Source organism: Acinetobacter sp. YH12106, from assembly GCF_013418995.1.
GTDB lineage: Bacteria > Pseudomonadota > Gammaproteobacteria > Pseudomonadales > Moraxellaceae > Acinetobacter > Acinetobacter pseudolwoffii.
In genome coordinates, this window is sequence record NZ_VPAV01000017.1 from 19,616 (window position 1) to 46,080 (window position 26,465).

The window sequence follows — 26,465 nt, forward strand, 5'->3', positions numbered from 1 at the left end:
TGGCATTCCTTAAGAAACTGTAGAATCTTGATTACGTTTGTCCTGTTTTTCCTGGCGCAGTTCCACCCATGTTTTTAAAATCAGGGTGACAATTGCGAGGAGAGCCAGAAGCGAAGACACGGCAAACGCAGCACTAAAGGTATATTCGTTATAAAGAATTTCGACGTGTAGCGGTAAAGTATTGGTTTCACCGCGGATATGACCGGATACAACCGATACCGCACCAAACTCACCCATGGCCCGTGCATTACACAGAATCACGCCGTAAATCAGACCCCATTTGATATTTGGCAGGGTCACTTTCCAGAAAGTTTGCCAGCCAGATGCACCGAGCACAATCGCAGCTTCTTCTTCTTCCGTGCCTTGTGCTTCCATTAATGGAATTAACTCACGAGCCACGAAGGGTACAGTAATAAAGATGGTCGCCAGGACAATGGCAGGCACTGCATAAAGGATCTTGATGTCATTGTCCATTAACCAGGACCCCATCCAGCCTTGCGTACCGAAAATCAGTACCAGCATTAAACCGGCAATCACGGGAGAGACCGAAAATGGCATATCAATCAAGGTGGTCAGGAAGGATTTACCCCGAAAGTTAAACTTCGCCACTGACCATGCCGCAGCGACACCAAATACCACGTTCAGCGGTACGGCGATTGCAGCAGTCAAAAGTGTAAGTTTGACTGCAGATAAAGTATCTGGATGCACCAATGCCTGTGTATAGACACCAATTCCCTGTTTAAAGGCTTCCACAAAAACCAGAATCAAAGGCAGGATCAGGCAGCTCAAGAAAAAAATCAGTGCAATAGTGATCAGGGTATAACGTACCCAGGTTGGCTCACGGGTTGCATCACGGGATTGCAGTTTTTCAGCCAGTGCATTGCTGTTGGTATTCAAACTCATCGTGCAGTTCTCCCGGTACGGCGGCTGGCCCAAGCTTGCAGTAAGTTAATCAGGAACAGCAGGACAAATGAAATCAGCAACATCACCACCGCAATTGTGGTTGCACCGGCATAATCATATTCTTCTAAACGGGAAATAATCATCAGTGGGGCAATTTCTGTTTCAAAAGGCTGATTCCCGGCAATGAAGATCACCGAACCATATTCACCAACACCGCGAGCGAAAGCTAACGCAAAGCCAGTGATAAGCGCAGGAAGTAAAATCGGGAAAATTACCTTGGTCACAATTTGCAAGCGATTTGCCCCGAGTGCAGATGCAGCTTCTTCCAGTTCAGTTTCCAGATCACTGAGTACCGGCTGTACGGTACGAACCACAAAAGGCAGGCCAATAAAGATGAGAGCCAGCGTAATACCAATCGGGGTATAAGCAACCTGAATACCAATCGGTTCAAGATACTGACCAATCCAGCCAGTCGGCGCATATAAAGAGGTCAAGGCAATACCGGCCACCGCTGTTGGCAGCGCAAAAGGCAAATCGACCAAGGCATCGACAATACGTTTGCCCGGGAAGCTATAACGTACCAGACACCAGGCCAATAACAGGCCAAACACCACATTCACCAGCGCAGCAATAATGGCTGCACTGAAACTGAGTTGTAGGGATTTTTGAATACGTTCAGAGCTCAGGATTTCCCACAAGCCTTCCCAGCCAATGCCCAGTGATTTAATAAAAACAGCAGACAGCGGGATTAAAACGATTAATGATAAATACGCTAGGGTAAAGCCTAGAGAAAGACCAAATCCTGGCAGCACTCGGGATCGCTGCGACATGATGACTCCTCAAAAGAGAGAAAGCTGGTTAAAACTAACCAGCGAAAATTAAAAAAAGAAATTGGACACAAGCATAATTTGCAACGACTAAAATGCAAATTTGAAATAATACTTGCTGTCATCAGTATTGCTGATATGTTGCATAGTCTTTTCTGAAATCAAATACTGGGCAAGTTCAGGAAAAGGGCCAAATCCTGAAGCGACATTGACATGCCCCACCTGTCCGAGATTAATCGGTTTGAGTTTCCAGGCTTTGGCCAGAAACTGGGCGTCTGCATAGCTTAACCAGGGATCATTTTCACTGATTAATAACGTGGCCGGAACCTGAATCTGCACTTGCTGAAAATAATGGCTGTAATCGGTCTGGCTGTTACGAACAAAACCATTTTCCCCAAAACGTGCCGGATTGGCCGGCGCGACCAGAATCAGCTTTTTAACTTTAGCAGTCAATTCTGGATGTTGTGCCAGTGCTGCGACCGAGGTTAAACAGCCAAAGCTGTGCGCTACAATCTGTACATCATCTTGAATATCTTGCAGGGCTTTGACAAATTCAGTGATCCATTCCTGCAAAACGGGATGATTCCAATCTTTTTGTTGCACACGAGAGCATCGACTGAGCTGATGTTGTAAGCATGTTTGCCAGTGATTGTATTCGCTACCACCTACACCTGGAACAATAAGCGTATGTATCATGTCGATGCTCCTGTCAGATCAGCTGCGAATTACTTCGCGCTGTTTGCCTTCACAATCTGGTCGAAAATACCGCCATTCTCAAAATGCGCTTTTTGCACTTTTGCCCAGCCGCCAAATTCCTGATCAATCGTCACCAGTTTGAGTGGTTTGAACACATGATTATATTTCTTTAAAGCTACTTCACTGCGTGGACGATAATAATGTTTGCCTGCCAGGTCTTGACCCAATGGCGAGTACAGGAAGTTTAAATAACCTTGAGCCAGATGCTTATTGCCTTTTCTCGCTGCATTTTTTTCTACAATCGCCACTGGCGGTTCAGCCAGAATAGACAGACTTGGTGTGATAATTTCAAACTTACCTGGTTGCTCACGAATCGCTAAGTACGCTTCATTTTCCCAGGCCAGCAAGACATCACCGATCCCACGCTCGGCAAAGGTGGTGGTTGCACCACGCGCACCTGAATCCAGGACTTTGGTGTTTTTATAAATTTGGCGAACAAATTCTTGTGCAGTCGTGTCATTGCCACCGGCCTGATGTTTAGCCCATGCCCATGCCGCCAGATAGTTCCAGCGCGCGCCACCTGATGTTTTCGGATTCGGGGTAATAATGCCGACACCCGGTTTCATCAGATCGCCCCAGTCTTTAATCCCTTTGGGGTTGCCTTTACGCACCAAAAATACGATTGTTGAGGTATACGGTGTCGAGTTTTGTGGCAGTTTCTTTTGCCAGTCTGCTGGCAATAATTTGGCTTTTTCTGCAAGCACATCAATATCGGCTGCGAGGGCCAAAGTCACCACATCTGCATTCAAGCCATCAATAACAGAGCGGGCCTGTTTACCAGAACCACCATGGGATTGCTTGAAGTTAATTTTTTGACCCGTACGGCTTTCCCAGTATTTGCCAAAACTCTTGTTGACATCTTCATACAATTCACGTGTCGGATCGTAGGAAACATTCAGAAAATCACGTGCTGAAGCACCCAATGAGGTTGCCGAAATCACAGCAGCCAGAACCCCAAGTTTTATTGTTTTTGAAATACTCATTAGAAACCTCAATTTCTTACACGTTTTGTAACATAGCTGCAGAATAAACCTATTCTTTATGCGTAAAAAATAAATAAAAACGAATTTTATATGAAAAAAAAAGATAAGACAGAGCTGAAGTTATTGAAATGAAAATGGCCTTATCAATAAAGGCCATTGTTTCTGCTGGACTGCCTCATTATTTCGTATGATTTACCTTTACAATTTGATCAAAGATCCCGCCATTATCGAAATGTGCTTTTTGTACCTTGGTCCAGCCACCAAATTCTTTGTCGATGGTGACTAACTTTAAAGGTTTAAATACGCTGCTATATTTCTTTAATACTTCGCTATTACGTGGACGATAGAAGTTCTTCGCAGCCACAGTTTGCCCCGCAGGAGAATACAGATAATTCAAATAAGCTTTGGCCAGGTTTTCATTGCCATCTTTCTTGGCGTTTTTTTCTACAATTGCCACCGGTGGCTCGGCCAAAATTGACAGACTTGGCGTGATGATTTCAAATTTACCCGGCTGTTCACGAGTAGCGAGATGGGCTTCATTTTCCCAAGCCAGTAATACATCACCGATCCCGCGCTCAGCAAAAGTGGTGGTGGCTCCACGTGCGCCTGAGTCCAGAACTTTGGTCTGTTTATAAATTTGACGCACGAAATCTTGTGCTTTGCTGTCATTGCCACCAGGTTGATGTTTGGCCCATGCCCATGCCGCCAGATAGTTCCAGCGTGCACCGCCAGAAGTTTTCGGGTTTGGCGTAATGATCTCTACTCCAGGCTTCACCAGATCGCCCCAATCTTTAATCCCTTTTGGATTGCCTTTTTTGACCAGAAAGACGATGGTGGAGGTATAGGGGGTCGAGTTTTGCGGGAATTGTTTCTGCCAGTCTTTAGGCAGCAGACCTCTCGCTGCAATTTCATCAATGTCGGCCGCTAGCGCGAGGGTCACGACGTCTGCATCCAGACCATCAATCACAGCACGGGCCTGTTTACCTGAACCGCCATGCGACTGTTTATAGTTCACGTCCTGACCCGTGGTTTTTTTCCAGTATGCGCTGAATTCCTTATTAAAATTGTCATATAATTCGCGGGTTGGGTCATAAGACACGTTCAGGAAATCTTTTGCAGACACACTGAAAGCAGTGGCCGAAACCAGTGCAGCCAATACCCCAATTTTTAATTTACCAATATTCATTTTTGCCTCAATTTTTTTAGCTTTTGTTGGATAAGGCAAGAATAGCTGGAGATATTTTGCATAAAAAATAATTAAAAATGCATTTGATGTGAGTAAAAGAGATAAATCGATGGAGCTTATCTCTCAGTACTCAATTGTTGATTTGAGAGGCAATAAAATATGCTCTGTTTGAAAAATGCGAAACATGTCAGTGGGATAGAAGTACTCGATCGGGCCTTTCATTATGGTGATGGCTGTTTTAGCACGGCCCGGATTCGACAGGACCGGGTGGAATTATATGATCGTCATCTGGCACGTTTGCAGCTCAGTAATCAAAAATTAAGTTTGCATGCTGATTTAGCTCTGATTGCAGAAAGTTTGGAACTTTTACGTGAATCAGAAAGTCAGCTGAATGGAACATTAAAGATCGTGCTGAGTCGTGGAGTCGGCGAGCGGGGCTATAGTTTGCCAGAGCATCCGGCGGATCTGTGGGTATTTTATTATCCTCAAGCCCTACATGATTTAAAGTATGAACAGATCCAAAGTGGGGTATTACAGCAGGCACTGGGATTGACCATGCCGGGTCTGGTCGGACTAAAAACCTTGAATCGCCTGGAGCAGGTTTTGCTCAAGCAGGAGGCGGATCAGCGCGGTTGGTCTGAGGCACTGGTGACAGATGTACAGGGCGGGGTTGTCGAAGGGGTGAGCAGTAATTGTTTCATTTGTATAAACAATACATGGATTACGCCGGAACTTCGTTATAATGGCGTCTTTGGGGTGATGCGTGCAGAAATTCTACAACGGATGCAAGATCAGGGAATTGCCTGTCAGCAACGTTACATCGATATGGAGGAAATAGCCCATATTCAGAGTCTGTTTTTTTGTAATGCGCTAAACCCGATGAAAATTGTCACTCAATTTGAGCAGCGATCCCTGGATGGCGATGCTTGTATTGAGCTTTTTAACCGTCTTCGATTAAATCAGATGTCTTAATATGTCAGCTTCCAAGTCTAAAGCCAAAAAGAACAATACAGCCAAATTTTCGTCACTTTTCAAAGGAATTGCCTTCGTCCTGATTGGACTTGCCTTGATTTTGGTACTGGTCTTAAAAAGTAGTTTGTGGAAAGACTATCCTGTAGACGGACAAAAACAGCTGCTGGCGATTGGGTCAGGGGAAACCTATTCTGGTTTTATTGACCGTCTGGCCAAAGGAAAACAGGTCAGTTTCCCGATTATTCTCAAGCTTTATCAGCGCATCCTGATTCATGACACCATGAAAGCTGGCGTATATGAAGTGCGCCAGGGCATGAGTATTCGTCAGGTTCTGGATATGATCTCCAATGCTGAAAATGCCCAGATGAACCGGATTTTGGTGATTGAAGGAACCACATTCAAACAGCTGATTGATGCTTTGAAGAAAGATGATCTGGTGACCAAAGAAGTGTCACATTTGCCAACGGCACAACTCCTTAAAGAGCTCAATATTCCATTTTCACATCCTGAAGGTCTGTTTGCACCGGATACATACTTCTTTGCTAAAGGTGAAACTGACCGTAAAATTTTAACCAATCTGTATCAGCGCCAGATGAAGGCACTGGATCAGGCCTGGGAAAAACGCGTGACTGATCTGCCCTATCAGAATAAATATGAAGCGCTGATCATGGCGTCGATCATTGAAAAAGAAACCAGTGTGGATAGTGAGCTAGAACAGGTTTCTGGAGTGTTCGTGCGCCGTTTAAAAATTGGCATGCGTTTACAGACCGATCCTACCGTGATTTATGGAATGGGCGATGCCTATAATGGCAATATTACCCGCAAGGATTTACGTACGCCGACGCCGTATAACACCTATACCATGTCTGGTTTGCCGCCAACGCCAATTGCACTGCCAAGTAAGAAAGCCATTGAAGCAGCCATGCATCCGGATAATTCTGACAACCTTTATTTTGTCGCCACGGGCAATGGCGGACATACGTTTACGACCAATCTGAATGATCACAATAAAGCAGTGCAGGAGTATCTGACCATTTTACGCTCGAAGAATAAGGAATGAGTATGTTTATTAGCTTTGAAGGCACAGAAGGTGTAGGTAAAACCACACTCATTCGTTCGATCTATGACGATTTTATGGCCCAAGGCAAAGATGTGATGCTTACGCGCGAGCCGGGTGGTACGCCGATGGCCGAGCAGATCCGAGCACTACTTCTGGCTGTGAATCATGAAGAAGCGATGGCGCATGATACCGAATTACTATTGATGTATGCGGCGCGTGCCCAGCATTTGGCACAAGTCATTCTGCCAGCCTTAGCAGCCGGAAAAATTGTACTCTGTGACCGTTTTACTGATGCCAGCTTTGCCTATCAATGTGCAGGTCGTGGACTCAGTGAAACAAAGCTGCAGTTATTAAATGATCACTTTGTGGCACGTATGCCGGACATCACCTTCTGGTTAGAAGCACCGATTGAACTGGGAATGAACCGGGCACGCGCGCGTGGCGCACTGGATCGCTTTGAACAAGAGAAAGTCACTTTCTTTGAGAAAGTAAGAGCCGGCTATGAAACGTTGTGGCAGCGTCATCCGGAACGGATCAAACGTCTGGATGCAACCCGTACACCGGAGCAGGTATTCGAGCAGGCTTTAAGTTATTTGAAGTCTGGTTTAAATTGAAATCCTGTTTATTTTAATTTTCACTAGGTAAATGTGTGAAAAATCTTCTATATTGAAGGCAATATAGAAGATTTTTTTAATAAGATGAAAACGACCAAAACCGAAATCCAACAATTTTTACAACAAGAATTTCCACAAAGCCTAGAAAAATGTAGGATCGAAGCCGTTGTTCCACGCGGCGCAACTTTGCTGTATCAGGTTAGCGCACAAGAGTTGCGTCCGGGTGGTACTGTTTCTGGCCCAACCATGATGACCTTGGCCGATCTTGCCTTATATGTCGCTATTCTGGGCGAAATTGGCCTGGTGGGTTTGGCTGTCACCACCAATCTGAATATCAATTTTCTCCGTAAACCTTCAGGTGGCACGGATTTGCGAGGAGAGTGCAAGCTTATTAAAGTCGGTAAAGTTCTGATTGTCGGGGAAGTCTGGATTTATTCAGTAGACCTTGATGAGCCAGTGGCGCATGTTACTGCGACTTATGCCATTCCACCTCAACACTAAACACCTGAAGAATAGAAGTTCAGTGATATAAATAGCCTAAGCTTAATTAAGTAGGTGAGCGCTAAAAGACAGGGAGATATGATTTAAAAATCATATCTCCCCAATAATCTAAATATTGACCAAGGGTGTTTCTACTTCAAAATTCACCGGATTTAGAATGGTCTTGCGTAATTCAGGCAATAATTCCGGATAGTCCAGCGTGAAATGCAGGCCACGAGATTCTTTACGCTGCATGGCACAGCGCACAATCATTTCTGAGACCAGCACCAGATTGCGAAGCTCGATCAGGTTTTTGCTGACCTGATAATCTTGGTAATACTCGGTGATTTCTTTTTTCAGCATTTCAATACGATGCAAGGCACGTTCCAGACGTTTGGTGCTGCGCACAATACCGACATAGTTCCACATGGTCTGACGTAGCTCATCCCAGTTTTGCAGAATCACCACATCTTCATCCGGATTGGTTACCTGTGAGTCATCCCAGATGGGTACGGGCGGAAAGGCATAGTCAGCATTGAAATGAGATTCGATATGCTTGGCTGCACTCATGCCATACACAAAGCATTCTAAAAGTGAGTTACTGGCCATTCGGTTAGCACCGTGCAGACCAGTATAAGAGGTTTCCCCAATTGCATATAGACCTGCGATATCAGTCTGGCTATGTTCATCGACCACAACGCCACCACAGGTGTAATGGGCTGCAGGTACCACTGGAATCATATCTTTGGTGATATCAATACCCAGTTCCAGCAGGCGGGCATAAAGCGTAGGAAAATGTTCTCTAACAAAGCTTTCATCCTTATGGGTAATATCTAGCCAGACATGCCGAATACCCAAGCGCTTAATTTCATAGTCGATTGCGCGTGCGACAATATCGCGTGGTGCAAGTTCGGCGCGCTCGTCAAAACGCAGCATAAAGCGTTCGCCATCGGGCAGACGCAGATAAGCCCCTTCGCCACGCATAGCTTCAGTGATCAGGAAGGAGCGCGCTTGTGGATGATAGAGACAGGTCGGATGGAACTGGTTAAATTCCATGTTAGCCACCCGGCAGCCGGCACGATAGGCCATGGCAATGCCGTCACCCGTGGCAATATCTGGATTTGACGTATAAAGATAGGCTTTCATTGCACCGCCACAGGCAAGGGCGGTAAAGGGCGCTAAAAAAGTATGTACTTTTTCATTTTTTTCATCCAGCACATATAAACCTAGCGCGCGGTTTTCACCGTCTAGGCCAAGTTTATGTGAACAGATCAGATCAATCGCAATATAATTTTCAAAAATAGTGATATTTGATTTTTCTTGGGCGCGTTGTACCAAAGTAGTCGAAATTGCACGACCTGTGGCATCGGCAGCATGAATAATCCGGCGCTGTGAATGGCCGCCTTCACGGGTGAGATGCAACTGTTCCTGTTCATCCAGAGTAAATTGCACACCGTGTTTTAGCAGAAAGTCAACTGATGGTTTGCCCCCTTCTACCGTCTGTTTGACTGCGTCCATTTCACATAGCTGTGCACCTGCAATCATGGTGTCATCAATATGCTGTTCAATCGAATCCATTTCATCGAGTACTGCAGCAACACCACCTTGCGCATAAAAGGTGCTGGCATCTGTCAGGGTGGATTTCGCTAAAACTGCAATATTAAAATGGTCCGGGAGCGATAAGGCTAAACTTAAACCGGCACCGCCACTGCCCACAATAATGACGTCAAATTGATGGGTAAGGGATGAATTAGACATGTCCATCAGCTAATTTTAAAAAAAGTTTGGTAATAACAGCGCTTTTTTGTGCAAAAGGCAAGCGTTGAAACGCTCATTTATTAATGAAAAAAATTAATCAAAGCCTTAACTTAGTGTTTTAATAATGAGATATTGTCCAGATTGAAGCATTGAAACATATTATTACTTAAACTTTACAATGTTTGTGATAAAACCTATTTACATAAATTTATCAACAATTTGAGTGAATAATTTATATGAAAATTCTAGACTTAAAAAAAGGATTATTTGCAGCGACCCTGACCATGAGTGCTGCACAGTTGCAGGCTGTCACACCGGTTGATTTTTCAAATCTGGTCGAGCAGGTCAGTCCTGCCGTGGTCAGTGTCAATGTCGTGAAAAAAATGAGCGAAGAAGAACTCTTACAACAACAAGTTCCGGAAATTCTGCGTCGCTTCTTTGGCAATCAGGTGATTATCCCGCAGCAGCGCATGCCACAGGAAAAAACCGGCTATGGCAGTGCATTTTTTATTAGTAAAGATGGCTATCTGCTGACCAACCATCATGTGGTTGAGGATGCATCTAAAGTCACCATTACCCTGAATGATCGCCGTGAAATTGATGCTACTGTGGTGGGAAGTGATGCACGTACCGACGTAGCTTTACTTAAGGTCACAGGTTCGAATTTTCCAGAATTGCGTACCGGGGATGTAGGCCGCTTACGTGTCGGTGAGCCTGTGCTTGCGATTGGTTCGCCATTTGGTTTTGATTATTCGGCCTCTGCCGGAATCGTCAGTGCCAAAATGCGCAACATGATGGGTGAAACAGCAGTGCCTTTTATCCAGACAGACGTGGCCCTCAATCCGGGTAACTCTGGTGGGCCTTTATTTAACCAGCATGGTGAAGTGGTCGGGGTGAACTCGCGGATCTTCAGTGGAACCGGCGGTTATATGGGGCTCTCCTTCTCGATTCCGATTGATGTGGCCATGGAAGTGGCAGAGCAGCTGAAAAAGAATGGTAAAGTGACCCGTTCCTATCTGGGGGTCAGCTTGCAGGATATCGACCGTAATCTGGCAGAGTCCTACAACCTTTCTAAGCCCGAAGGCTCCTTAATTACTCAGGTTGCACCAAATTCACCCGCTGCACGTGCCGGTCTACGTGTCAGCGACGTGATTTTAAAATATAATGGCACTGCGATTTCACGCACCAGTGAATTATTAAACTATCTCAACCGTACTGCACCTCAGCAACAGGTACAGCTGGAGGTTTTACGTGATGATAAGCGCCGTAATATTTCAGCAACCTTAAGTACCGCACCGGATGATACCCCTGCAAAAGCCGGAGCACAGGCGCAGCCGAGCAAAGGACCTGTAATTGGTGTGGCTATTCGTGATTTAAGTTCGCTAGAAAAGGATCGACTGGAGATCAAAGGCGGGGTCATGATTCAGGATGTTCGTTCAGGTGGCATTGCCGCACAGGCGCGTATCATGCCAAACGATGTGGTGACGCATATTAATAACAAGGCAGTATTGAACGCAGAGCAATTTGTACAAGAAGTTTCTGAGTTGAAGAAGGGCAATGTGGCACGCGTTACGCTCATGCGCCAAGGGCAGCGTGCGATTGTCGGAATGCGTATCTAATTCTATTCAGATTTTTAAATATAAAAAACCGCTTTTGATGGGCGGTTTTTTATTATTTGCAATTTACCCAGCCTATAAATTCGGTAGACTCTATTCAGTTGAAAATAATGGAAAGGATAAGAGAAAAGTGACAGCTATTTTTGATCTTGCGTTAAAGGTGCAAGCTGAACATATCGATGGCTTGGGCCATGTCAATAATGTGGTCTATGTACAGTGGATGCAGGAGGTCGCCACAGCCCATATTGAAAAATTGGGATTGGGGTTAAAGGAATATGTGGAACTGAAACATGCCATGGTGGCAGTTGAGCATCAGGTGCAATATCGCAAGGCTGCTTTCGAGGGCGATGAAATTATTTTGCGAACCTGGTTGAACGATATCAATGCACTGTATTCATTTCGCCAATATGCATTTTATCGACCACAGGATCAAAACCTGTTATTTACAGGTAGTACGCAGTGGGCCTGTATTGAAATGGCCACTGGGCTTCCTAAACGCATGTCGCCTACCTTTACCCAAGCCTATCAACCTCTTTCTGATCAGATCAATCCTTATGATTTTTCAATAGTGTATCTAGATCAATAAGCGCTCACTTCTTTGGCACAGAGTTAGATATTTCAATCAGGTTTAGCAAAAACATGGTGTGATTTTCAAATTTTCATTGCAGTGATTGAGCTTGAGATCGCTGGACAGGTATTTTGGCAGAGTGGACAAAGCCAAAAATATAATTCTTTTTCTAGATCACCATTCTGCTATAATCCTTCGCAATTTCTATTCGGCTTTTGTTATGTAATATTTTTAAATTACATAGCGCGTTTTTTCTCAAGGTAACCCATGGCGCAAGCTAAAAAATCTGTTGATATTAAAAACATTCGTAACTTCTCGATTATTGCGCATATTGACCACGGTAAATCGACCCTCGCAGATCGCTTTATTCAGACCTGTGGTGGTTTGCAAGATCGTGAAATGCAGGCTCAAGTCCTCGATTCTATGGAGCTTGAGCGCGAACGTGGGATTACCATTAAAGCCACTTCGGTGACGCTAAACTATACCCATCCAAATGGTGAAGTTTATCAGCTGAACTTTATTGATACGCCGGGACACGTTGACTTCTCGTATGAAGTGTCGCGCTCGCTCGCAGCCTGTGAAGGTGCTTTATTAGTCGTTGATGCGGCGCAAGGTGTGGAAGCACAGTCTGTCGCCAACTGCTATACCGCGATTGAGCAAGGTCTGGAAGTACTGCCCGTACTGAACAAGATCGATTTGCCGCAAGCTGAACCTGAGCGTGTGATTCACGAGATTGAAGAAATTATCGGCATTGAAGCGACAGAAGCACCGACATGTTCAGCCAAAACCGGTCTGGGCATTGAAAATGTTTTAGAAACCCTGGTGAATGTGATTCCGGCACCTGTGGGTGATCGCGAAGCGCCGTTGCAAGCGCTGATTGTAGATTCATGGTTTGACAACTACCTTGGGGTAGTTTCTCTGGTACGTGTAAAGCAGGGTCGTGTGCGTAAAGGCGACAAGATGTTGATGAAATCAACAGGTCAAACGCACATCATTACTTCTGTGGGGATCTTTAACCCGAAACATACTGAAACAGGCATGTTGGAAGCAGGCGAAGTCGGCTTCGTGATTGCCGGTATTAAAGATATTTTCGGTGCGCCGGTGGGTGATACCATTACCTTGGCAACCACACCTGAAGTTGCAACCCTACCGGGCTTTAAAAAAGTAAAACCGCAGGTTTATGCCGGTTTATTCCCGATTGATGCCAGTGACTTTGAACCGTTTCGTGAAGCTTTGCATAAACTGCAAATTAATGACTCGGCCTTGTTCTTTGAACCGGAAAGTTCGGATGCACTTGGTTTTGGTTTCCGCTGTGGCTTCTTGGGCATGCTACACATGGAGATTGTACAAGAGCGTTTAGAACGCGAGTATGATCTTGATCTGATTTCTTCTGCGCCCACCGTAATTTATGAAGCGGTGATGAAAAATGGCCAGACGATTTATATCGACAGCCCGTCTAAAATGCCGGATGGTTCAACCGTAGAAGATTTACGTGAACCGATTGCCGAATGTCATATTTTAGTACCGCAAGAATATCTGGGTAATGTCATGACCTTGTGTATCGAGCGCCGTGGCATACAAAAAGACATGAAATTCCTCGGCAATCAGGTGTCGATTACTTTTGAAATTCCAATGGCAGAAGTGGTCATGGATTTCTTCGATAAATTGAAGTCTTGTTCACGTGGTTTTGCATCCCTCGACTATAACTTTGTCCGTTTTGAAAGTTCTTCATTGGTAAAAGTGGATGTACTGATCAATGGTGAAAAAGTCGATGCTCTGGCAATGATCTGTCACCGTAACGACGCGCGTCATCGTGGCATTGCGCTGGTGGAAAAAATGAAAGACCTGATTCCGCGTCAAATGTTTGATGTGGCAATTCAGGCGGCAATTGGTGCGCAAATCATTGCACGTTCTACTGTAAAAGCCATGCGTAAAAACGTATTGGCCAAATGTTATGGTGGTGACGTGTCACGTAAGAAAAAACTTCTGTCTAAACAGAAAGAAGGTAAGAAACGCATGAAGCAGGTGGGTAGTGTCGAAATCCCGCAAGAAGCGTTCCTCGCTGTGTTAAAAGTCGAACGCTAGAAGAATAAGGATATAAGCCCATGGATTTTGATTTTAATTTGATTCTTGTTCCTGCGACGCTGTTTTTTGTCGCACTGTGGTTGCTTGACAAGTTTGTCCTGAAACAAAGACAAACTCGCGGCAAGGGCAATGAAAATTTTATCATTACCTGGGCTTATGACTTTTGGCCAGTACTGACGATTGTACTGGTGCTGCGTTCGTTCTTGTTTGAACCGTTTAATATTCCATCGGATTCAATGGTGCCAACCCTGGAAACTGGGGACTTTATTCTGGTGAATAAATTTGACTATGGCGTGAAACTGCCTATGGTCAACACTAAAATTATTGATACTGGCAGTCCAGAGCGTGGCGATGTGGCAGTATTCCGTTATCCACCACAACCGACCATTAGTTATATCAAGCGTATTATTGGTTTACCCGGTGATCATATTGTCTATGATCATGGTCAGTTGAGCATCAATGGTGAACAAGTAGCGAAAGTTCCAGTGGAATTTAGCCGTGAAAAAGATCGTCTGGATACACCCAATGCCATTTATCATAAAGAAACTTTAGGTCAGCATAGCTTTACCATGCGTGAGCTGGAAGGGGTTAATGTCGCACGTCAGGCGCCTTATATTAACTTTGTGGAAAATGGTAAATATTCAAGTGAAAATGGTTTATATTGGGAAGTAAAGGTGCCAGAAGGTCATTACTTTGCGATGGGGGATAATCGCGATCAGAGTGCTGACAGCCGTTTCTGGGGGCTTGTTCCGGAAGAAAACTTAACAGGTCGTGCATTCTATATCTGGATGCATAAAGAACCTGGCTTTAAATTGCCATCGTTTGGTCGCAACGGGACAATCGATTAATTGTTTCAATCAGGAAAATAAAAAATGAGACATCAACAAGGTGCTTCGTATATTGGGATTTTATTTGCAATCGTGGGGTTTGCATTTCTAGCCAAAGTAGCGATTGCAGTGTGGGGACCCTACTTTGATGATCGTATGGTCGATGGTGAGATTGAGGCGCTGTTAAAAAGTGCGCCAGCCAATATAACACCAGAAAAATTCCGTCAGCAGATGAATCAGCGTTTATCAATGAATAATATTCGCGATCTGAAGTTTGATGAAATTGCCAAAGTTACCCATACCGATGGTTTGCAGGTACACAAGAATTATGAAATTCGTAAAAATTTCATAATGAATATCGATTTAGTGATGAAGTTTGAGAAAAATTTTGATCAAAGCGCAGTCAAAACTCAATGATGAGCGTCTTGCCAGACGGATCGGTTATCAGTTTAAACAAGCTGAACTGCTCAAGCTGGCACTGACCCATCGTTCAGTCAGTCATAAACAAAACTATGAACGCCTAGAATTTCTAGGCGATTCTCTTTTAGGGATGATCATTGCGAATTATCTCTTCACTGCCTACCCAAGCGAAAACGAAGGCCGGCTGACGCGTATGCGTGCCACCTTGGTTCGACAGGAAGCATTGGGGAAAATCGCCAATGATTTAAAACTCAGTCAGAGTTTAATTCTCAGTACCGGTGAATTGAAATCTGGCGGTCATCATCGCGAGTCTATACTGGCAGATACTGTAGAAGCCATTATTGGCGCAATCTATGTGGATTGCGCTGATCTCACTGTGTTAGAGCCGATTGTGTTAAAATGGTATGAACCGTATTTGGATCATATTGAGCCGACCGATCAGCTTAAAGACCCTAAATCACGTTTACAAGAGTATCTACAAGCACGTAAGAAACCTCTCCCAGTTTACGAGGTTGTAGATATTCAAGGTGATGCCCCTAATCAGCATTTTAAAGTGGAATGTGAGATTGAGGGATTACCGACCATGCAGGGTGAAGGCGCCAGCCGACGTTTTGCTGAACAAGCCGTTGCGGCAGATATTTTAAAACTTTTGGAGCATAAGTCTTAATGACTACTCATTCCGATCACATTGATGCTGATCACGAGTCGCAAAGCGACAGTCACGACCTGGTAAATCAATTTTTTAGCGCACAAGGCACCGAAATTCCGTCGGATTATCGCAGTGGTTTTGTCGCTATTGTAGGTCGCCCGAATGTGGGTAAATCTACCTTAATGAACCATATTTTGGGTCAGAAACTCTCAATTACCTCACGTAAACCGCAAACTACACGGCATAAAATTGTCGGGATTGATTCGCGTGAAAAGTCTCAGGCGGTATTCGTGGATACGCCGGGGATGCATAAAAAGGAAGTACGTGCCATCAATAAAATGATGAACCGTGCTGCCCATTCGGCTTTACGTGATGTGAATCTGGTTTTGTTTGTGGTGGATGCACAGAAGTGGACGCCGAATGATGATCTGGTACTGGAAAAGCTGAAAAATGCTGAAATGCCGGTGATTCTGGTGATCAACAAATTAGATACTTTTGAGAACAAGAACGAAGCTTTACCACTGATTCGTGAGCGCGAAAAGCTGATGAACTTTGCGGAAATCGTACCTGTTTCTGCACTTCGTGGTGCCAATCTTGAGCATTTACGTGACACGATTGCCAAGTATCTGCCGTTCCAGCCGCCATTGTACTCCCTGGATCAACTAACTGACCGTTCAGAGCGTTTCCTGGCTTCTGAAATTATTCGTGAAAAGATCATGCGTCAGCTGGGTGAAGAACTGCCATATGATTTAACCGTGCAGATTGAATCATTCAAAACTGAACAGCCAGTGATGAATGAAAAGACTGGTCGTATGAAGCCGGCCTGTACCTATATTGATGCTACGATTTTTGTCGATCGTCCAAGCCAAAAAGCCATTGTGATTGGTGAGAAAGGCGTTAAGCTGAAAAAAATCGGTATGGATGCACGTCTCGACATGGAAAAAATGTTCGAACAGAAAATCATGCTGACCCTTTGGGTGAAAGTCAAAGGCGGCTGGTCTGATGATGAACGTGCATTGAAAAGCTTAGGTTATAGCGATATCTAAGTTATAAAATTAATAAGCCCCTTTAAGGAATTTCGTGATGATGAAAGTGTTGGCAGTGCTTGCATGTGTTTTATTCTTGCAAGGCTGTATCCATAAAGTGGTCACGGTTCCTGTCAAGGTGGCTTATAAAACCACAAAAGTCGCAGTCAAAGGCACTGCGGCTGTTGTGGGCGCAGTCATCCCGGATGGAGATGACGACGATGATAAAAAATCAAAAAAAGATAAGGATTAAAGTGTCCGCTTATGCGTAACGAAGTACTGCATGGTTATTTGATTCATCATCGTAAGTACCGTGAGCGCAGCCATATTGTGCATTTATTTACTCAGGAATACGGTCGTATGGATGGCATTCTCCGGCAAACACCGCCGCCGCAATATCAGCCCATCAGTTTGCAAGCCACCGGAAAATCAGAACTCAAAAACTTTACCAAGCTGGAAATTGTCAATCAGCCGATTTTCTTTTTTGGCGATGCCTTTTTTTCAGGCTTTTATCTGAATGAAGTCCTGTTGCGTTTGTGCCCCCTAGAAGTGGAAATGCCGCAAACCTTTGCCAAATATGCAGAGACATTAACTGCATTGCAGCAATTATCAGAACAATCTAATCCCAATTTATACTTAAAACAGATTTTGCGGCAATTTGAACATATCTTGCTGGAAGAACTCGGTTATGGTCTGGATTTTTCCCTAGATGCCAATCAGGCGCAGATTGATCCGCTACAACACTATTATTTTCAGCTCAATGCCGGTTTTATGCCATCGGCCAAAGCATTACGCTCTACCATGTCAGGTCAGCAGATTTTAAGTATGCTAGATCATGAAAATGGTGGGGATTTTAATCCGGAACAGTTACAATTGTTGACGAAACTGTATCGACAGGTGATCACGGCCTTATTGGGTGATCGGCCATTAAAAAGTCGGCAACTCTGGATTCAAAACTCTCAATCTCAAACGTAGTTAGGAAAAGATTATGGCTGCATTACTTGGTGTCAATATTGACCATGTCGCAACATTAAGACAAGCACGTGGTACAACGTACCCAGACCCAGTCAATGCTGCATTGATCTGTGAGCAGGCCGGGGCAGAGGGCATTACCTTGCACTTGCGTGAAGACCGTCGTCACATTCAGGATGAAGATGTGCGTCGTATGCGTCCTGCACTGAAAACCCGTATGAACCTCGAGCTGGCGGTAACAGATGAGATGGTCGCTTTTGCCAAGGAAATTAAACCGCATCATGTCTGTTTTGTCCCTGAAAAACGTCAGGAAGTCACCACTGAAGGTGGTCTGGATGTGGTGACCCATTTCGAATCAGTCAAAGCAGCTACGCAAGAACTGGCGGCGATTGGTTGTGATGTGTCTTTGTTTATTGATGCCGACTTTGCCCAAATTGATGCAGCAGTTGCTTGTGGTGCACCGACTATCGAGATTCATACCGGTGCTTATGCCGATGCAGAAACGCCTGAAGCCCAGCAGACTGAGCTTGAGCGCATTATTAAAGGCGCTGAATATGCCGCATCGAAAGGTCTGGTAGTGAATGCCGGTCATGGTTTAAACCTCGATAATGTAACGCCAATTGCGGCGATTCCACAAATTCATGAACTTAATATTGGCCACTCATTAATTGCAGATGCTGTATTTGTAGGTCTGGCACAAGCTGTTCAGCAAATGAAAGCTGTGATTAAGTCAGCACGTTAAGATCAGAATCGTTATGTCAAATATTAATTATGATGAACTGATGCAGCCGGTGATTGCTTTCCTGGGGTGTGAAACGCCCAAGGCATGGCTGAATGTGGCAGTCGAAAATCTTGAAATCTTGATGCAAGATCATGCTAATTGTGAGAAAAAAGCAGCCAGCACGGCCATGAACCTGATGTTTCGCTATAGTTACTTTGTCGATTTACAGGTGAAGCTTGCGCAGTTAGTGCGTGAAGAAATGCTGCATTATGAACAAGTGCTTGAACTGATGAACAAGCGCGGTCAGGCCTGGCAGAATTTGAGTGCAGGGCGTTATGCCGGTGGCTTGCGCAAAGAAATCCGGACTTTTGAACCTGAAGCCTTGATTGATGTCTTGGTGATTGGTGCTTTTGTGGAAGCACGCTCTTGTGAGCGTTTCTACGCGCTGGCTTCGCGTGTGGATGATGAGTTGGCACGTTATTACCGTTACTTACTTAAGTCTGAATCTCGTCACTTTGAGGACTATCTGGCTTTGGCGATGGATGTGGCGACCACGGCAAAATTGAAAAATCCGCAAGAGGATATTCAAAGCCGGATTGATCATATTCGTAACGTTGAAAAGCAGCTGATTCTGACACCAGATGACACTTTCCGTTTCCATAGCGGTGTTCCGGCTCAAGCGGCTTAATTGCAGTGAACATTTAAAAATCCTCCGTTCATGGGGGATTTTTTATATCCAGAGCAAATATATAAATGAGAATTATTTACATCTACAGACTTAATCCATAAAATACAGCAGATTTCTTAATAACGATGATGAAATAATGAATAAGCTGGTAAAAGTCATGCCTTTTTTGATCTTTGGAGTGATCAGCAGTACAGCCTTTGCACACTATCCTTATGTTGCCCCACTAAGTTATCAAACTTTTAACAATCACACTGCGATTGTATCTGGCTTTTATGACAATCCATTTGCCTCGGAAGTGGCGATTAAAAACTTTAAGTTTCATTATCATACGCCTACAGGCCAAAAGATTTATCTTGCAGATGATGCATGGACCAAAACACAAACCCTAAGTAGTTATAGTCTGGAAAATAAACAAGAGGGTACCTATCGGATTCGTGGCGAGAAACAGGGGAATAGCCTAAAGTATGCACAGGTTGCTCAAAAATGGAAAATGGTTCTAAGTGCTGTTCCAAAAGCCAATCAAGCCGCCAATCAAAATGTGATTTATCAGCAAGCGCTGAAGAAAAACATGCCACAGAAAACTGTGAAGACTATCGATATTATTGAAACCTTTGTCTCACGGCGTGTGACGTCGAATCAGGTCATTCAGCATATCCATGCTGGCTTTGATGTTCAATTTATCACGCATCCAAATGCATTTAAAAAATCTCAAGCGATTCAATTGAAAGTACTGGATGATAAAAAAGGAGTTGCGAATTTAAACGTTGAGATTTTGGCACAAACGACAGATTTTAGTCGTGATAAAAAAATCTATAAAGCGCTCACAACAGATGCGCAAGGGTTACTCAACTTTAATATGCAGGAAAAAGGCCAGTACTTAATGAAAATTGATTATCAGCAGCCTTTCGAAATAAAAAAGAATGATTTAAAGCGTTATAAATATACCTTGGCTTTTAATGTAATGGATTAAGCCAAAACGAGCCTGAAATCATTCAGGCTTGTTTTATAAAATATTAAACGAAAAAAAGCCCACTTCGTTATGAGTGGGCTTTTTAGTATTTGGCTCTCCAACCTGGGCTCGAACCAGGGACCTGCGGATTAACAGTCCGTCGCTCTACCGACTGAGCTATTGGAGAATCTGAAAGCGATTATAGAGGGATTTTGACAGGGGTCAAGCAAAAACTGTCATATTTATAACAAATTCAGCCTGTCTGTTTTTAATTTAGACAATTGCATAAATTTTACGAAAAATACTTGTCAGAATAAATTTCACTTGCTAGATTAAAACCATAAAGTCGTTTGACCAAATGGTCAAACAGTGTGGATTTAAACCTACTTGCCAGCACAAAAATGGCTAAACCGGAGACAGCGAATGAATACGCTCAGCATCCCTCAAATTTTCTCTCAACTCACTTATTATCAAGAAAACTATCTGCAGATTATTGCAGATCCAGCACAGTATTATATTCCTGTTACAGATGCTCATATCAAGCTATGGCCCTTGGCGCAACAGTCCTTGTATCTAGGTGATTTGCTGCAATTGTGGTTTGCAGAAAAATGGTTGGTAGAAACTGAACGTCAATTTAGCTTTGAAGTGTTTTTGAATGCCGATTATCTGAAAGAGCAAAGCAAAGAATTATATATCTATGCCATTTCAGGTAATCTTTTGACCGGTACCAATCAATCCAAAGCTTGGCAGGCATCGACAGCGCAAATACAAGATGTAGAGCTGGCCAATGTGTCCAAGCATTATTTTGAGTTTCAGGGCTTAAGCCGACCACAGATCGCTTGTGTTCAAGCCGGACAGACGAAGGGCAATATTGCTTAGGTCATCGATTGAATGCTGGCCATAGGTTCTCTTGGTTATTCAGGGCGAATAATCATACAGGTCGCAGTGGCATGGGCATATAAACGGCCTTCTTCATCCAGAATCCGACCTTCAGCAATACCCAGATTTTTACTGAGGTTAATTGATTGTCCGGTCGCTTTAAGCTGCTGGTCTTGAGGAATCGGTCGGCACATTTTAACATTCAGATCAATCGTGCCATAACCGACCCCTGCTTCGAGTAAAGTATGAATCGCACAGCCTGTCACCGTGTCTAAAACAGTTGCTGCAAAACCACCATGCACGCCACCAAGCGGATTTAAATGCCGGTGATCGGCTTTGACTTTAAATTCTACGTATCCGCTTTGGATAACGGCAGGTTGCATCGACATGGTTTCGCTAATGCTTGGAGCGGGAATTTTCCCATCTCGCATCGCTTGTAATAAGGCCAAACCGTTCATTTCTTTTGGATTCATTCTGCTTTTCCTGTGATTATTCTTTAGCTGTTTCGATTTTATTTAAAAGTGAAACATCAATAATAGCAAGTGACATATTTTGATGTAATGTTGCTCATAGCAATAGTTATATTAGATGGTTAAAAGTTATTGTGGTTAAAATATTTATTTTTTTCAATGCTATTGCAGATAGCAGGAGAGTACTATTTCTACCGGAAATAGAGATACTTTAGATATTCAGGAATTTCGATCAATGCTATGTGTGGCATACACTTTGGCTGCGATCACTTGTTTGATCTGCTTAAAATACGTTATCAAAAGCAGCTTGGAATGGCATAAAAAAACCCGCGATCAACGCGGGTTTTTAAATCAAGCGAATTGATTATTGTGCAGCTTTTTCAGCTTCGATTGAAGCAATTGCGGCGTCAACGCCTTCGATTGAATCAGCAGCTTTCTTGATGCGCGCAAGTGCATCAACCAACACTTCATCTGCAGTTGCATAAGAAATACGCATGAAACCGCCCAGACCGAATGCATCGCCAGGAACAACGGCAACGCCAGTTTCTTCCAGTAACCAAGCAGAGAATTCTGTGCAAGATTTCAAACCTTTGGCACGAATCAACGGCTTGATGTTTGCGTATGCATAGAATGCACCATCCGCAGGTAAGCAAGAAATACCATTGATGTCATTCAAGCCTTTCACAACCAGGTCATGACGACGTTTGAATGCTTCAATCATTGGCTCAAGAACATCTTGAGGACCATTCAATGCAGCTTCGGCAGCAACTTGTGAAATTGAAGTTGGATTTGAAGTGGATTGTGACTGGATTTTTTTCATCGCACCGATCAGTTTAGCAGGGCCCGCTGCATAGCCAATACGCCAGCCAGTCATTGCATAGGCTTTAGATACACCGTTTAACACGATTGTGCGGTCATACAGGTCTGGTGCAACAGTGGCGATGTTATAGAACTCATCTTCCCAACGAATCGGTTCATACATGTCATCAGACGCGATGAATACTTCAGGGTATTTACGCAGTACCTCAGCCAAAGCAAGAAGTTCTTCTTTGGTGTAGATCATGCCAGTCGGGTTAGAGGGACTGTTCAATACCACTAAACGTGTTTTGTCAGTGATCGCAGCTTCTAGTTGTTCAGGTGTGATTTTGAAACGCTGTTCTTCACCACATTTCACAATCACAGGTACGCCTTCAGCGATGATCACCATATCCGGGTAGCTGACCCAGAAAGGTGCAGGAATGATAACTTCATCACCTTTGTTCAACAAAGCCAAAGACAGGTTAAAGAATGATTGTTTACCACCACAAGAAACCAGAATCTGGTTTGCTGCGTAGTCTAGGTTATTGTCACGTTTCAATTTAGCAATAATGGCTTTTTTAAGACCTGGCGTACCGTCAACAGCGGTGTATTTGGTGAAACCGTTGTTAATCGCTGCAATTGCTGCATCTTTGATGTGTTGCGGTGTATCAAAATCTGGCTCACCTGCGCCCAAACCAATAACATTATGACCTGCAGCTTTTAATTCAGCAGCTTTGTTGGTCACAGCAAGCGTTGGGGACGGTTTGATGGCATTTACACGATCAGAGAGACGTACGTCCACGGCAGTATTCCTTCTTATAGGGATTAAAAAATAAAAAGCACATTATCTTAGCTTAAAATGCGAGGCATGGGGCAAAAGAATTTGGAAAACTTTGAGGGAAAAATGGTGTACTTGCAGAGCTTTATCTTGAACTCCGATGCCAAGGGACAACAGTTAAAAGGCTTGAGTTATCCAGTAAACCCCCATAAGCCAGTCAATATAAACTAAAAATGGCCACTTTATAGTGACCATTTTGTGGTGTTGTCTTGGTACTTATTTATTAAAGCGTGACAGATCTTCATCCGGACGCGCGGTTAAGATTTCAACCCCTGTTTTAGTGACGAGCAGGGTATGTTCATACTGTGCTGACAATGAATGGTCTTTGGTGACCACCGTCCATTTATCACCCAGTAATTTGGTTTTCCAGTCGCCACCATTCACCATAGGCTCAATGGTAAAAGTCATGCCTTCTTCTAAAATCATCCCGGTATCTGGCTGGCCGTAATGCAATACTTGCGGTTCGTCATGGAAAGTCGTGCCAATTCCATGACCACAATATTCACGTACCACACCAAAACGTTCAGATTCGACATATTTTTGAATCACGTGGCCAATATCGCCAATGGTTGACCCTGGTTTTACAGTTTCAATACCCCGGTACATGGCTTCTTGCGCTACTTTACATAGACGGTTAGCAAGAATAGACGTTTCACCACCGACGATGTACATCATGTTGGTATCTCCATGATAGCCATCTTTAATTACAGTGACATCGATATTCAGAATGTCACCTTTTTTCAACTTTTTGCTATCCGATGGAATGCCGTGACACACCACATGATTCACAGAAGTGCAAATCACATGCTGGAAAGCAGGCCGACCTGGTGCTGCACCATAACCTAAGCAGGCTGGAATGGCTTGTTGTTGGTTAACAATATAGTCATGACAAATCGTATCAAGTTCTAGCGTAGTAACACCTGGAACAATATGCGGTTTGATCATATCCAATACTTCTGCCGCCAGTCGCCCTGCCACACGCATTTTTTCAATTTCGTCAGGGGTTTTGATAAGTCGACGTGGCGCTTGGTAAGTGTTGTTCATGATCTCTAAAAACTTTTGGAAATTTGTGTGTGACTATGGTATAAATAGCCGCCCATTTTATCAAATGCTTTTTCGTGAATAAATTTCACGGGCTTTGTGCGATGGGGCAAAAAATCCGCACATATATCGACACATTACTCTGGGTGCTTCTAGGGATTGTTGTCACTTTATATGTGAGTTGCGTTGTCAGCTAAAATTTCGTCATGCGAGGCATGAAACGATGGTAATGGTATTCCCTTATCGAGCTTCATAACGAAGTATGAGGGGATTTTAGCTACAACCCTTCGGGATAGGGACGTTTTTTGACGCTACTGCGTTATGAATAGTTTATTTAGAATGTTAAATCTCACTATTCATGCCTTGTATCGCTAAAAAATGTCCTCTGTCGCAACCACTGATAAAATGACAGCAATCCCTTGGGTGGAGAATGCGGGTATATGGAGGCCTAACCCAAACTTTAAGGTAAAGAAAATGGCAGATTACAACGTAGGCATGCGCGACCTTCTACAAGCAGGCGCACACTTTGGTCACCAAACACGTTTTTGGAACCCAAAAATGCGCGATTACATCTTTGGTGCGCGTAACAAAATTCACATCATCAACCTTGAGCACACTGTTCCTGCGTTAAATGATGCTTTGAACTTTGCTAACAACTTGGCGAGCAAAAAGAACAAAGTTTTGTTTGTTGGTACTAAGCGCGCAGCTTCTGCAATCATCCGTGAACAAGCGCAACGTGCTGGTCAACCATATGTTGATCACCGCTGGTTAGGTGGTATGTTGACGAACTGGAAAACACTTCGCCAATCTATCAACCGTCTAAAAGACCTTCAAACTCAATCTCAAGACGGTACTTTCCTTAAGCTAACTAAACGTGAAGCTTTAGAACGTACTCGTGAGATGGAAAAACTTGAACGCGGTCTTGGCGGCGTGAAAAACATGGGTGGTTTACCTGACGCATTATTCGTAATCGACGTTGATCACGAAGCAATTGCAATCAAAGAAGCAAAGAACCTTGGTATTCCTGTAATCGGTATCGTTGATACAAACTCTAACCCAGACAACGTAGATTACGTTATTCCGGGTAACGATGATGCGATCCGTGCAGTAACACTGTATGCTTCTGCTATGGCTGATGCGATTCTTGCTGGTAAAGAATATGCTCAATCACAAGCGAATGCACAAGCTAAAGCAGAAGAAGCTCCAGCTTCTGAGGCTTAATGCGTTTGACGCAAGCTTGTCATTTTTGCGACATGTGATGGTGGCAAAGTAAGCGTTATGTATGCAGGCGGCCCATGAGAACTCCTCTGGGCCGTTTCTGTTCTAAAAAGAATTCATTTTCTACCGAATTTAGGAGATAAACATGACTGCAGTTACAGCAAGCATGGTTAAAGAATTGCGCGATCGTACTGGTCTTGCAATGATGGAATGTAAAAAAGCTTTGACAGAGGCGGGCGGCGACGTTGAATTAGCGATCGATAACCTACGTAAATCTGGTCAAGCGAAAGCTGCTAAAAAAGCGGGTAACATCGCTGCTGATGGCGCGATCACGATTGCTCAAGAAGGCAACAAAGCACTTCTTTTAGAAGTAAACTGCCAGACTGACTTCGTTGCAAAAGATGAAAACTTTGCTGGTTTCTCTGCGAAAGTTGCGGCTGCTGCACTTGCTGCAAACGTAACTGATCCTGCTCAAATCGCTGAATTGAAACTAGAAGATGGTGCAACTGTAGAAGAAGCGCGTATCGCTCTTGTTCAAAAAATCGGTGAAAACATCCAAGTACGTCGTGCGAAAATTGTTGAAGGTGCTAACCTTGCAGTTTACAAACACGGTCTTCGTATCGGTGTTGTTGTTTCTTATACTGGTGATGAAGCAACTGGTAAAGGCTTGGCAATGCACGTTGCTGCGTTCAACCCAGTCGCTGTAAATGCTGAAGGCGTTTCTGCTGAGCTTATCGCGAAAGAGAAAGAAATTGCTGAAGCGAAAGCACTTGAATCTGGCAAGCCAGCAAACATCGTTGAGAAGATGGTTGTGGGTTCTGTTGAGAAATACTTGAACGAAGTTGTTCTTGAGCGTCAAATGTACGTAATCGACAACGACAAGAAAGTTGCTGACGTTCTTAAAGCAACAGGTACTACTGTAGCTGAATTCGTTCGTTTCGAAGTTGGTGAAGGTATCGAGAAGAAAGCTGAAATGAGTTTCGCAGAAGAAGTTGCTGCTGCTCAGGCTGCTGCTCAATAATTCGGTAACGAATTATAAAGAAGCTCCACTTTGTGGGGCTTTTTTTATATCTGCATAAAAATACAATAAGTCGAAAGCGGTAGTTTTTCTTGGAAAATGCGAGTTTGCTTAGAAAGTACGCGTGATAAAATCAACGAAATT

The 26,465-nt window shown here is 43.9% G+C and carries 28 protein-coding genes and 1 tRNA gene; 19 read left to right on the plus strand and 10 right to left on the minus strand.

Translation table 11 applies throughout. From position 1 onward, the window contains the following. Positions 1-9: 9 nt before the first annotated feature. The 5 genes from cysW to FTU45_RS11515 all read right to left on the minus strand — a co-directional run bounded on the left by cysW (position 10) and on the right by FTU45_RS11515 (position 4,655). Positions 10-903: a sulfate ABC transporter permease subunit CysW gene (gene cysW / locus FTU45_RS11495; RefSeq protein ID WP_005097571.1), complete on the minus strand. Its 894-nt coding sequence runs from the start codon at positions 901-903 to the stop codon at positions 10-12. Beyond that, positions 900-1,733, minus strand: coding sequence for a sulfate ABC transporter permease subunit CysT (gene cysT / locus FTU45_RS11500; RefSeq protein ID WP_005097570.1), 834 nt, complete (start codon positions 1,731-1,733; stop codon positions 900-902). The genes cysW and cysT overlap by 4 nt, the downstream gene beginning before the upstream one ends. Before the next feature lie 87 nt (positions 1,734-1,820). Beyond that, positions 1,821-2,426 (minus strand): alpha/beta hydrolase, encoded by a 606-nt coding sequence (locus FTU45_RS11505; RefSeq protein WP_005097569.1) that lies wholly within the window; start codon positions 2,424-2,426, stop codon positions 1,821-1,823. A gap of 29 nt (positions 2,427-2,455) precedes the next feature. After that, entirely contained in the window at positions 2,456-3,469 is a 1,014-nt protein-coding gene (locus FTU45_RS11510) for a sulfate ABC transporter substrate-binding protein (RefSeq protein ID WP_180076427.1), read from the minus strand. 178 nt (positions 3,470-3,647) lie between these two features. Beyond that, a complete protein-coding gene (locus tag FTU45_RS11515; protein WP_005097566.1) occupies positions 3,648-4,655 on the minus strand; it encodes a sulfate ABC transporter substrate-binding protein in 1,008 nt (335 codons plus the stop codon). A gap of 159 nt (positions 4,656-4,814) precedes the next feature. On the opposite strand from FTU45_RS11515, the gene pabC reads away from it, so the two are divergent. From pabC to FTU45_RS11535, 4 genes are all read left to right on the plus strand, one after another. Then, on the plus strand, positions 4,815-5,627 hold the full coding sequence (gene pabC / locus FTU45_RS11520; RefSeq protein ID WP_159516070.1) for an aminodeoxychorismate lyase: 813 nt from the start codon (positions 4,815-4,817) through the stop codon (positions 5,625-5,627). Position 5,628: 1 nt separating this feature from the next. After that, complete coding sequence (gene mltG / locus FTU45_RS11525; RefSeq protein ID WP_100329040.1) at positions 5,629-6,687, plus strand: endolytic transglycosylase MltG; 1,059 nt, start codon at positions 5,629-5,631, stop codon at positions 6,685-6,687. 2 nt (positions 6,688-6,689) lie between these two features. Continuing rightward, positions 6,690-7,301, plus strand: a complete 612-nt coding sequence (gene tmk, locus FTU45_RS11530) for a dTMP kinase (protein ID WP_074383333.1) — start codon at positions 6,690-6,692, stop codon at positions 7,299-7,301. Between the two features lie 84 nt (positions 7,302-7,385). Further along, entirely contained in the window at positions 7,386-7,802 is a 417-nt protein-coding gene (locus tag FTU45_RS11535; RefSeq protein WP_005097561.1) for a PaaI family thioesterase, read from the plus strand. 108 nt (positions 7,803-7,910) lie between these two features. On the opposite strand, the gene nadB is transcribed toward FTU45_RS11535, so the two are convergent. Next, positions 7,911-9,539: an L-aspartate oxidase gene (nadB, locus tag FTU45_RS11540; RefSeq protein ID WP_005097560.1), complete on the minus strand. Its 1,629-nt coding sequence runs from the start codon at positions 9,537-9,539 to the stop codon at positions 7,911-7,913. Positions 9,540-9,775: 236 nt separating this feature from the next. On the opposite strand from nadB, the gene FTU45_RS11545 reads away from it, so the two are divergent. From FTU45_RS11545 to FTU45_RS11600, 12 genes are all read left to right on the plus strand, one after another. Then, positions 9,776-11,158, plus strand: coding sequence for a Do family serine endopeptidase (locus FTU45_RS11545; RefSeq protein ID WP_005097559.1), 1,383 nt, complete (start codon positions 9,776-9,778; stop codon positions 11,156-11,158). Between the two features lie 127 nt (positions 11,159-11,285). Beyond that, positions 11,286-11,741 (plus strand): thioesterase family protein, encoded by a 456-nt coding sequence (locus FTU45_RS11550; RefSeq protein WP_035337975.1) that lies wholly within the window; start codon positions 11,286-11,288, stop codon positions 11,739-11,741. A gap of 249 nt (positions 11,742-11,990) precedes the next feature. Continuing rightward, positions 11,991-13,808, plus strand: coding sequence for a translation elongation factor 4 (gene lepA / locus FTU45_RS11555; RefSeq protein ID WP_005097556.1), 1,818 nt, complete (start codon positions 11,991-11,993; stop codon positions 13,806-13,808). A 20-nt stretch (positions 13,809-13,828) separates the two neighbouring features. Further along, positions 13,829-14,656, plus strand: coding sequence for a signal peptidase I (gene lepB, locus FTU45_RS11560; RefSeq protein ID WP_005097555.1), 828 nt, complete (start codon positions 13,829-13,831; stop codon positions 14,654-14,656). 24 nt (positions 14,657-14,680) lie between these two features. Next, a complete protein-coding gene (locus FTU45_RS11565; RefSeq protein ID WP_100329039.1) occupies positions 14,681-15,052 on the plus strand; it encodes a DUF4845 domain-containing protein in 372 nt (123 codons plus the stop codon). Further along, positions 15,024-15,722: a ribonuclease III gene (gene rnc / locus FTU45_RS11570; RefSeq protein WP_005097550.1), complete on the plus strand. Its 699-nt coding sequence runs from the start codon at positions 15,024-15,026 to the stop codon at positions 15,720-15,722. Before FTU45_RS11565 ends, rnc begins: the two co-directional genes overlap by 29 nt. Beyond that, positions 15,722-16,750, plus strand: a complete 1,029-nt coding sequence (gene era, locus FTU45_RS11575; protein ID WP_005097549.1) for a GTPase Era — start codon at positions 15,722-15,724, stop codon at positions 16,748-16,750. The genes rnc and era overlap by 1 nt, the downstream gene beginning before the upstream one ends. A gap of 37 nt (positions 16,751-16,787) precedes the next feature. Next, on the plus strand, positions 16,788-16,982 hold the full coding sequence (locus FTU45_RS11580) for an NF038104 family lipoprotein (RefSeq protein ID WP_005097547.1): 195 nt from the start codon (positions 16,788-16,790) through the stop codon (positions 16,980-16,982). A gap of 11 nt (positions 16,983-16,993) precedes the next feature. Continuing rightward, complete coding sequence (locus FTU45_RS11585) at positions 16,994-17,704, plus strand: DNA repair protein RecO (protein ID WP_180076428.1); 711 nt, start codon at positions 16,994-16,996, stop codon at positions 17,702-17,704. A gap of 13 nt (positions 17,705-17,717) precedes the next feature. Then, the gene (gene pdxJ, locus FTU45_RS11590; protein WP_159516068.1) at positions 17,718-18,443 is read left to right on the plus strand and encodes a pyridoxine 5'-phosphate synthase; all 726 of its coding nucleotides are present in this window, start codon (positions 17,718-17,720) and stop codon (positions 18,441-18,443) included. Positions 18,444-18,456: 13 nt separating this feature from the next. Next, positions 18,457-19,110 (plus strand): tRNA-(ms[2]io[6]A)-hydroxylase, encoded by a 654-nt coding sequence (locus FTU45_RS11595; RefSeq protein ID WP_159138194.1) that lies wholly within the window; start codon positions 18,457-18,459, stop codon positions 19,108-19,110. Between the two features lie 136 nt (positions 19,111-19,246). Next, positions 19,247-20,080 (plus strand): DUF4198 domain-containing protein, encoded by an 834-nt coding sequence (locus FTU45_RS11600; protein ID WP_180076429.1) that lies wholly within the window; start codon positions 19,247-19,249, stop codon positions 20,078-20,080. 90 nt (positions 20,081-20,170) lie between these two features. Here FTU45_RS11600 and FTU45_RS11605 read toward each other — a convergent pair. Next, a tRNA-Asn gene (locus tag FTU45_RS11605) sits at positions 20,171-20,246 on the minus strand. Positions 20,247-20,482: 236 nt separating this feature from the next. Here FTU45_RS11605 and FTU45_RS11610 point away from each other — a divergent pair. Then, positions 20,483-20,938 (plus strand): hypothetical protein, encoded by a 456-nt coding sequence (locus tag FTU45_RS11610; protein WP_005170144.1) that lies wholly within the window; start codon positions 20,483-20,485, stop codon positions 20,936-20,938. A gap of 35 nt (positions 20,939-20,973) precedes the next feature. Here FTU45_RS11610 and FTU45_RS11615 read toward each other — a convergent pair whose 3' ends face one another. The 3 genes from FTU45_RS11615 to map form a co-directional block, all read right to left on the minus strand. Continuing rightward, positions 20,974-21,411: a PaaI family thioesterase gene (locus tag FTU45_RS11615; protein WP_005170148.1), complete on the minus strand. Its 438-nt coding sequence runs from the start codon at positions 21,409-21,411 to the stop codon at positions 20,974-20,976. 361 nt (positions 21,412-21,772) lie between these two features. Continuing rightward, entirely contained in the window at positions 21,773-23,008 is a 1,236-nt protein-coding gene (locus FTU45_RS11620) for a pyridoxal phosphate-dependent aminotransferase (protein ID WP_159516067.1), read from the minus strand. A 252-nt stretch (positions 23,009-23,260) separates the two neighbouring features. Further along, positions 23,261-24,088, minus strand: a complete 828-nt coding sequence (gene map, locus FTU45_RS11625; protein WP_005097535.1) for a type I methionyl aminopeptidase — start codon at positions 24,086-24,088, stop codon at positions 23,261-23,263. Between the two features lie 471 nt (positions 24,089-24,559). On the opposite strand from map, the gene rpsB reads away from it, so the two are divergent. After that, positions 24,560-25,306 carry a 30S ribosomal protein S2 gene (gene rpsB, locus FTU45_RS11630; protein WP_005097534.1) on the plus strand — a complete coding sequence of 249 codons (747 nt, stop codon included), beginning with the start codon at positions 24,560-24,562 and terminating at the stop codon, positions 25,304-25,306. A 142-nt stretch (positions 25,307-25,448) separates the two neighbouring features. Then, entirely contained in the window at positions 25,449-26,324 is an 876-nt protein-coding gene (tsf, locus tag FTU45_RS11635; RefSeq protein WP_005097533.1) for a translation elongation factor Ts, read from the plus strand. Positions 26,325-26,465 lie beyond the last annotated feature (141 nt).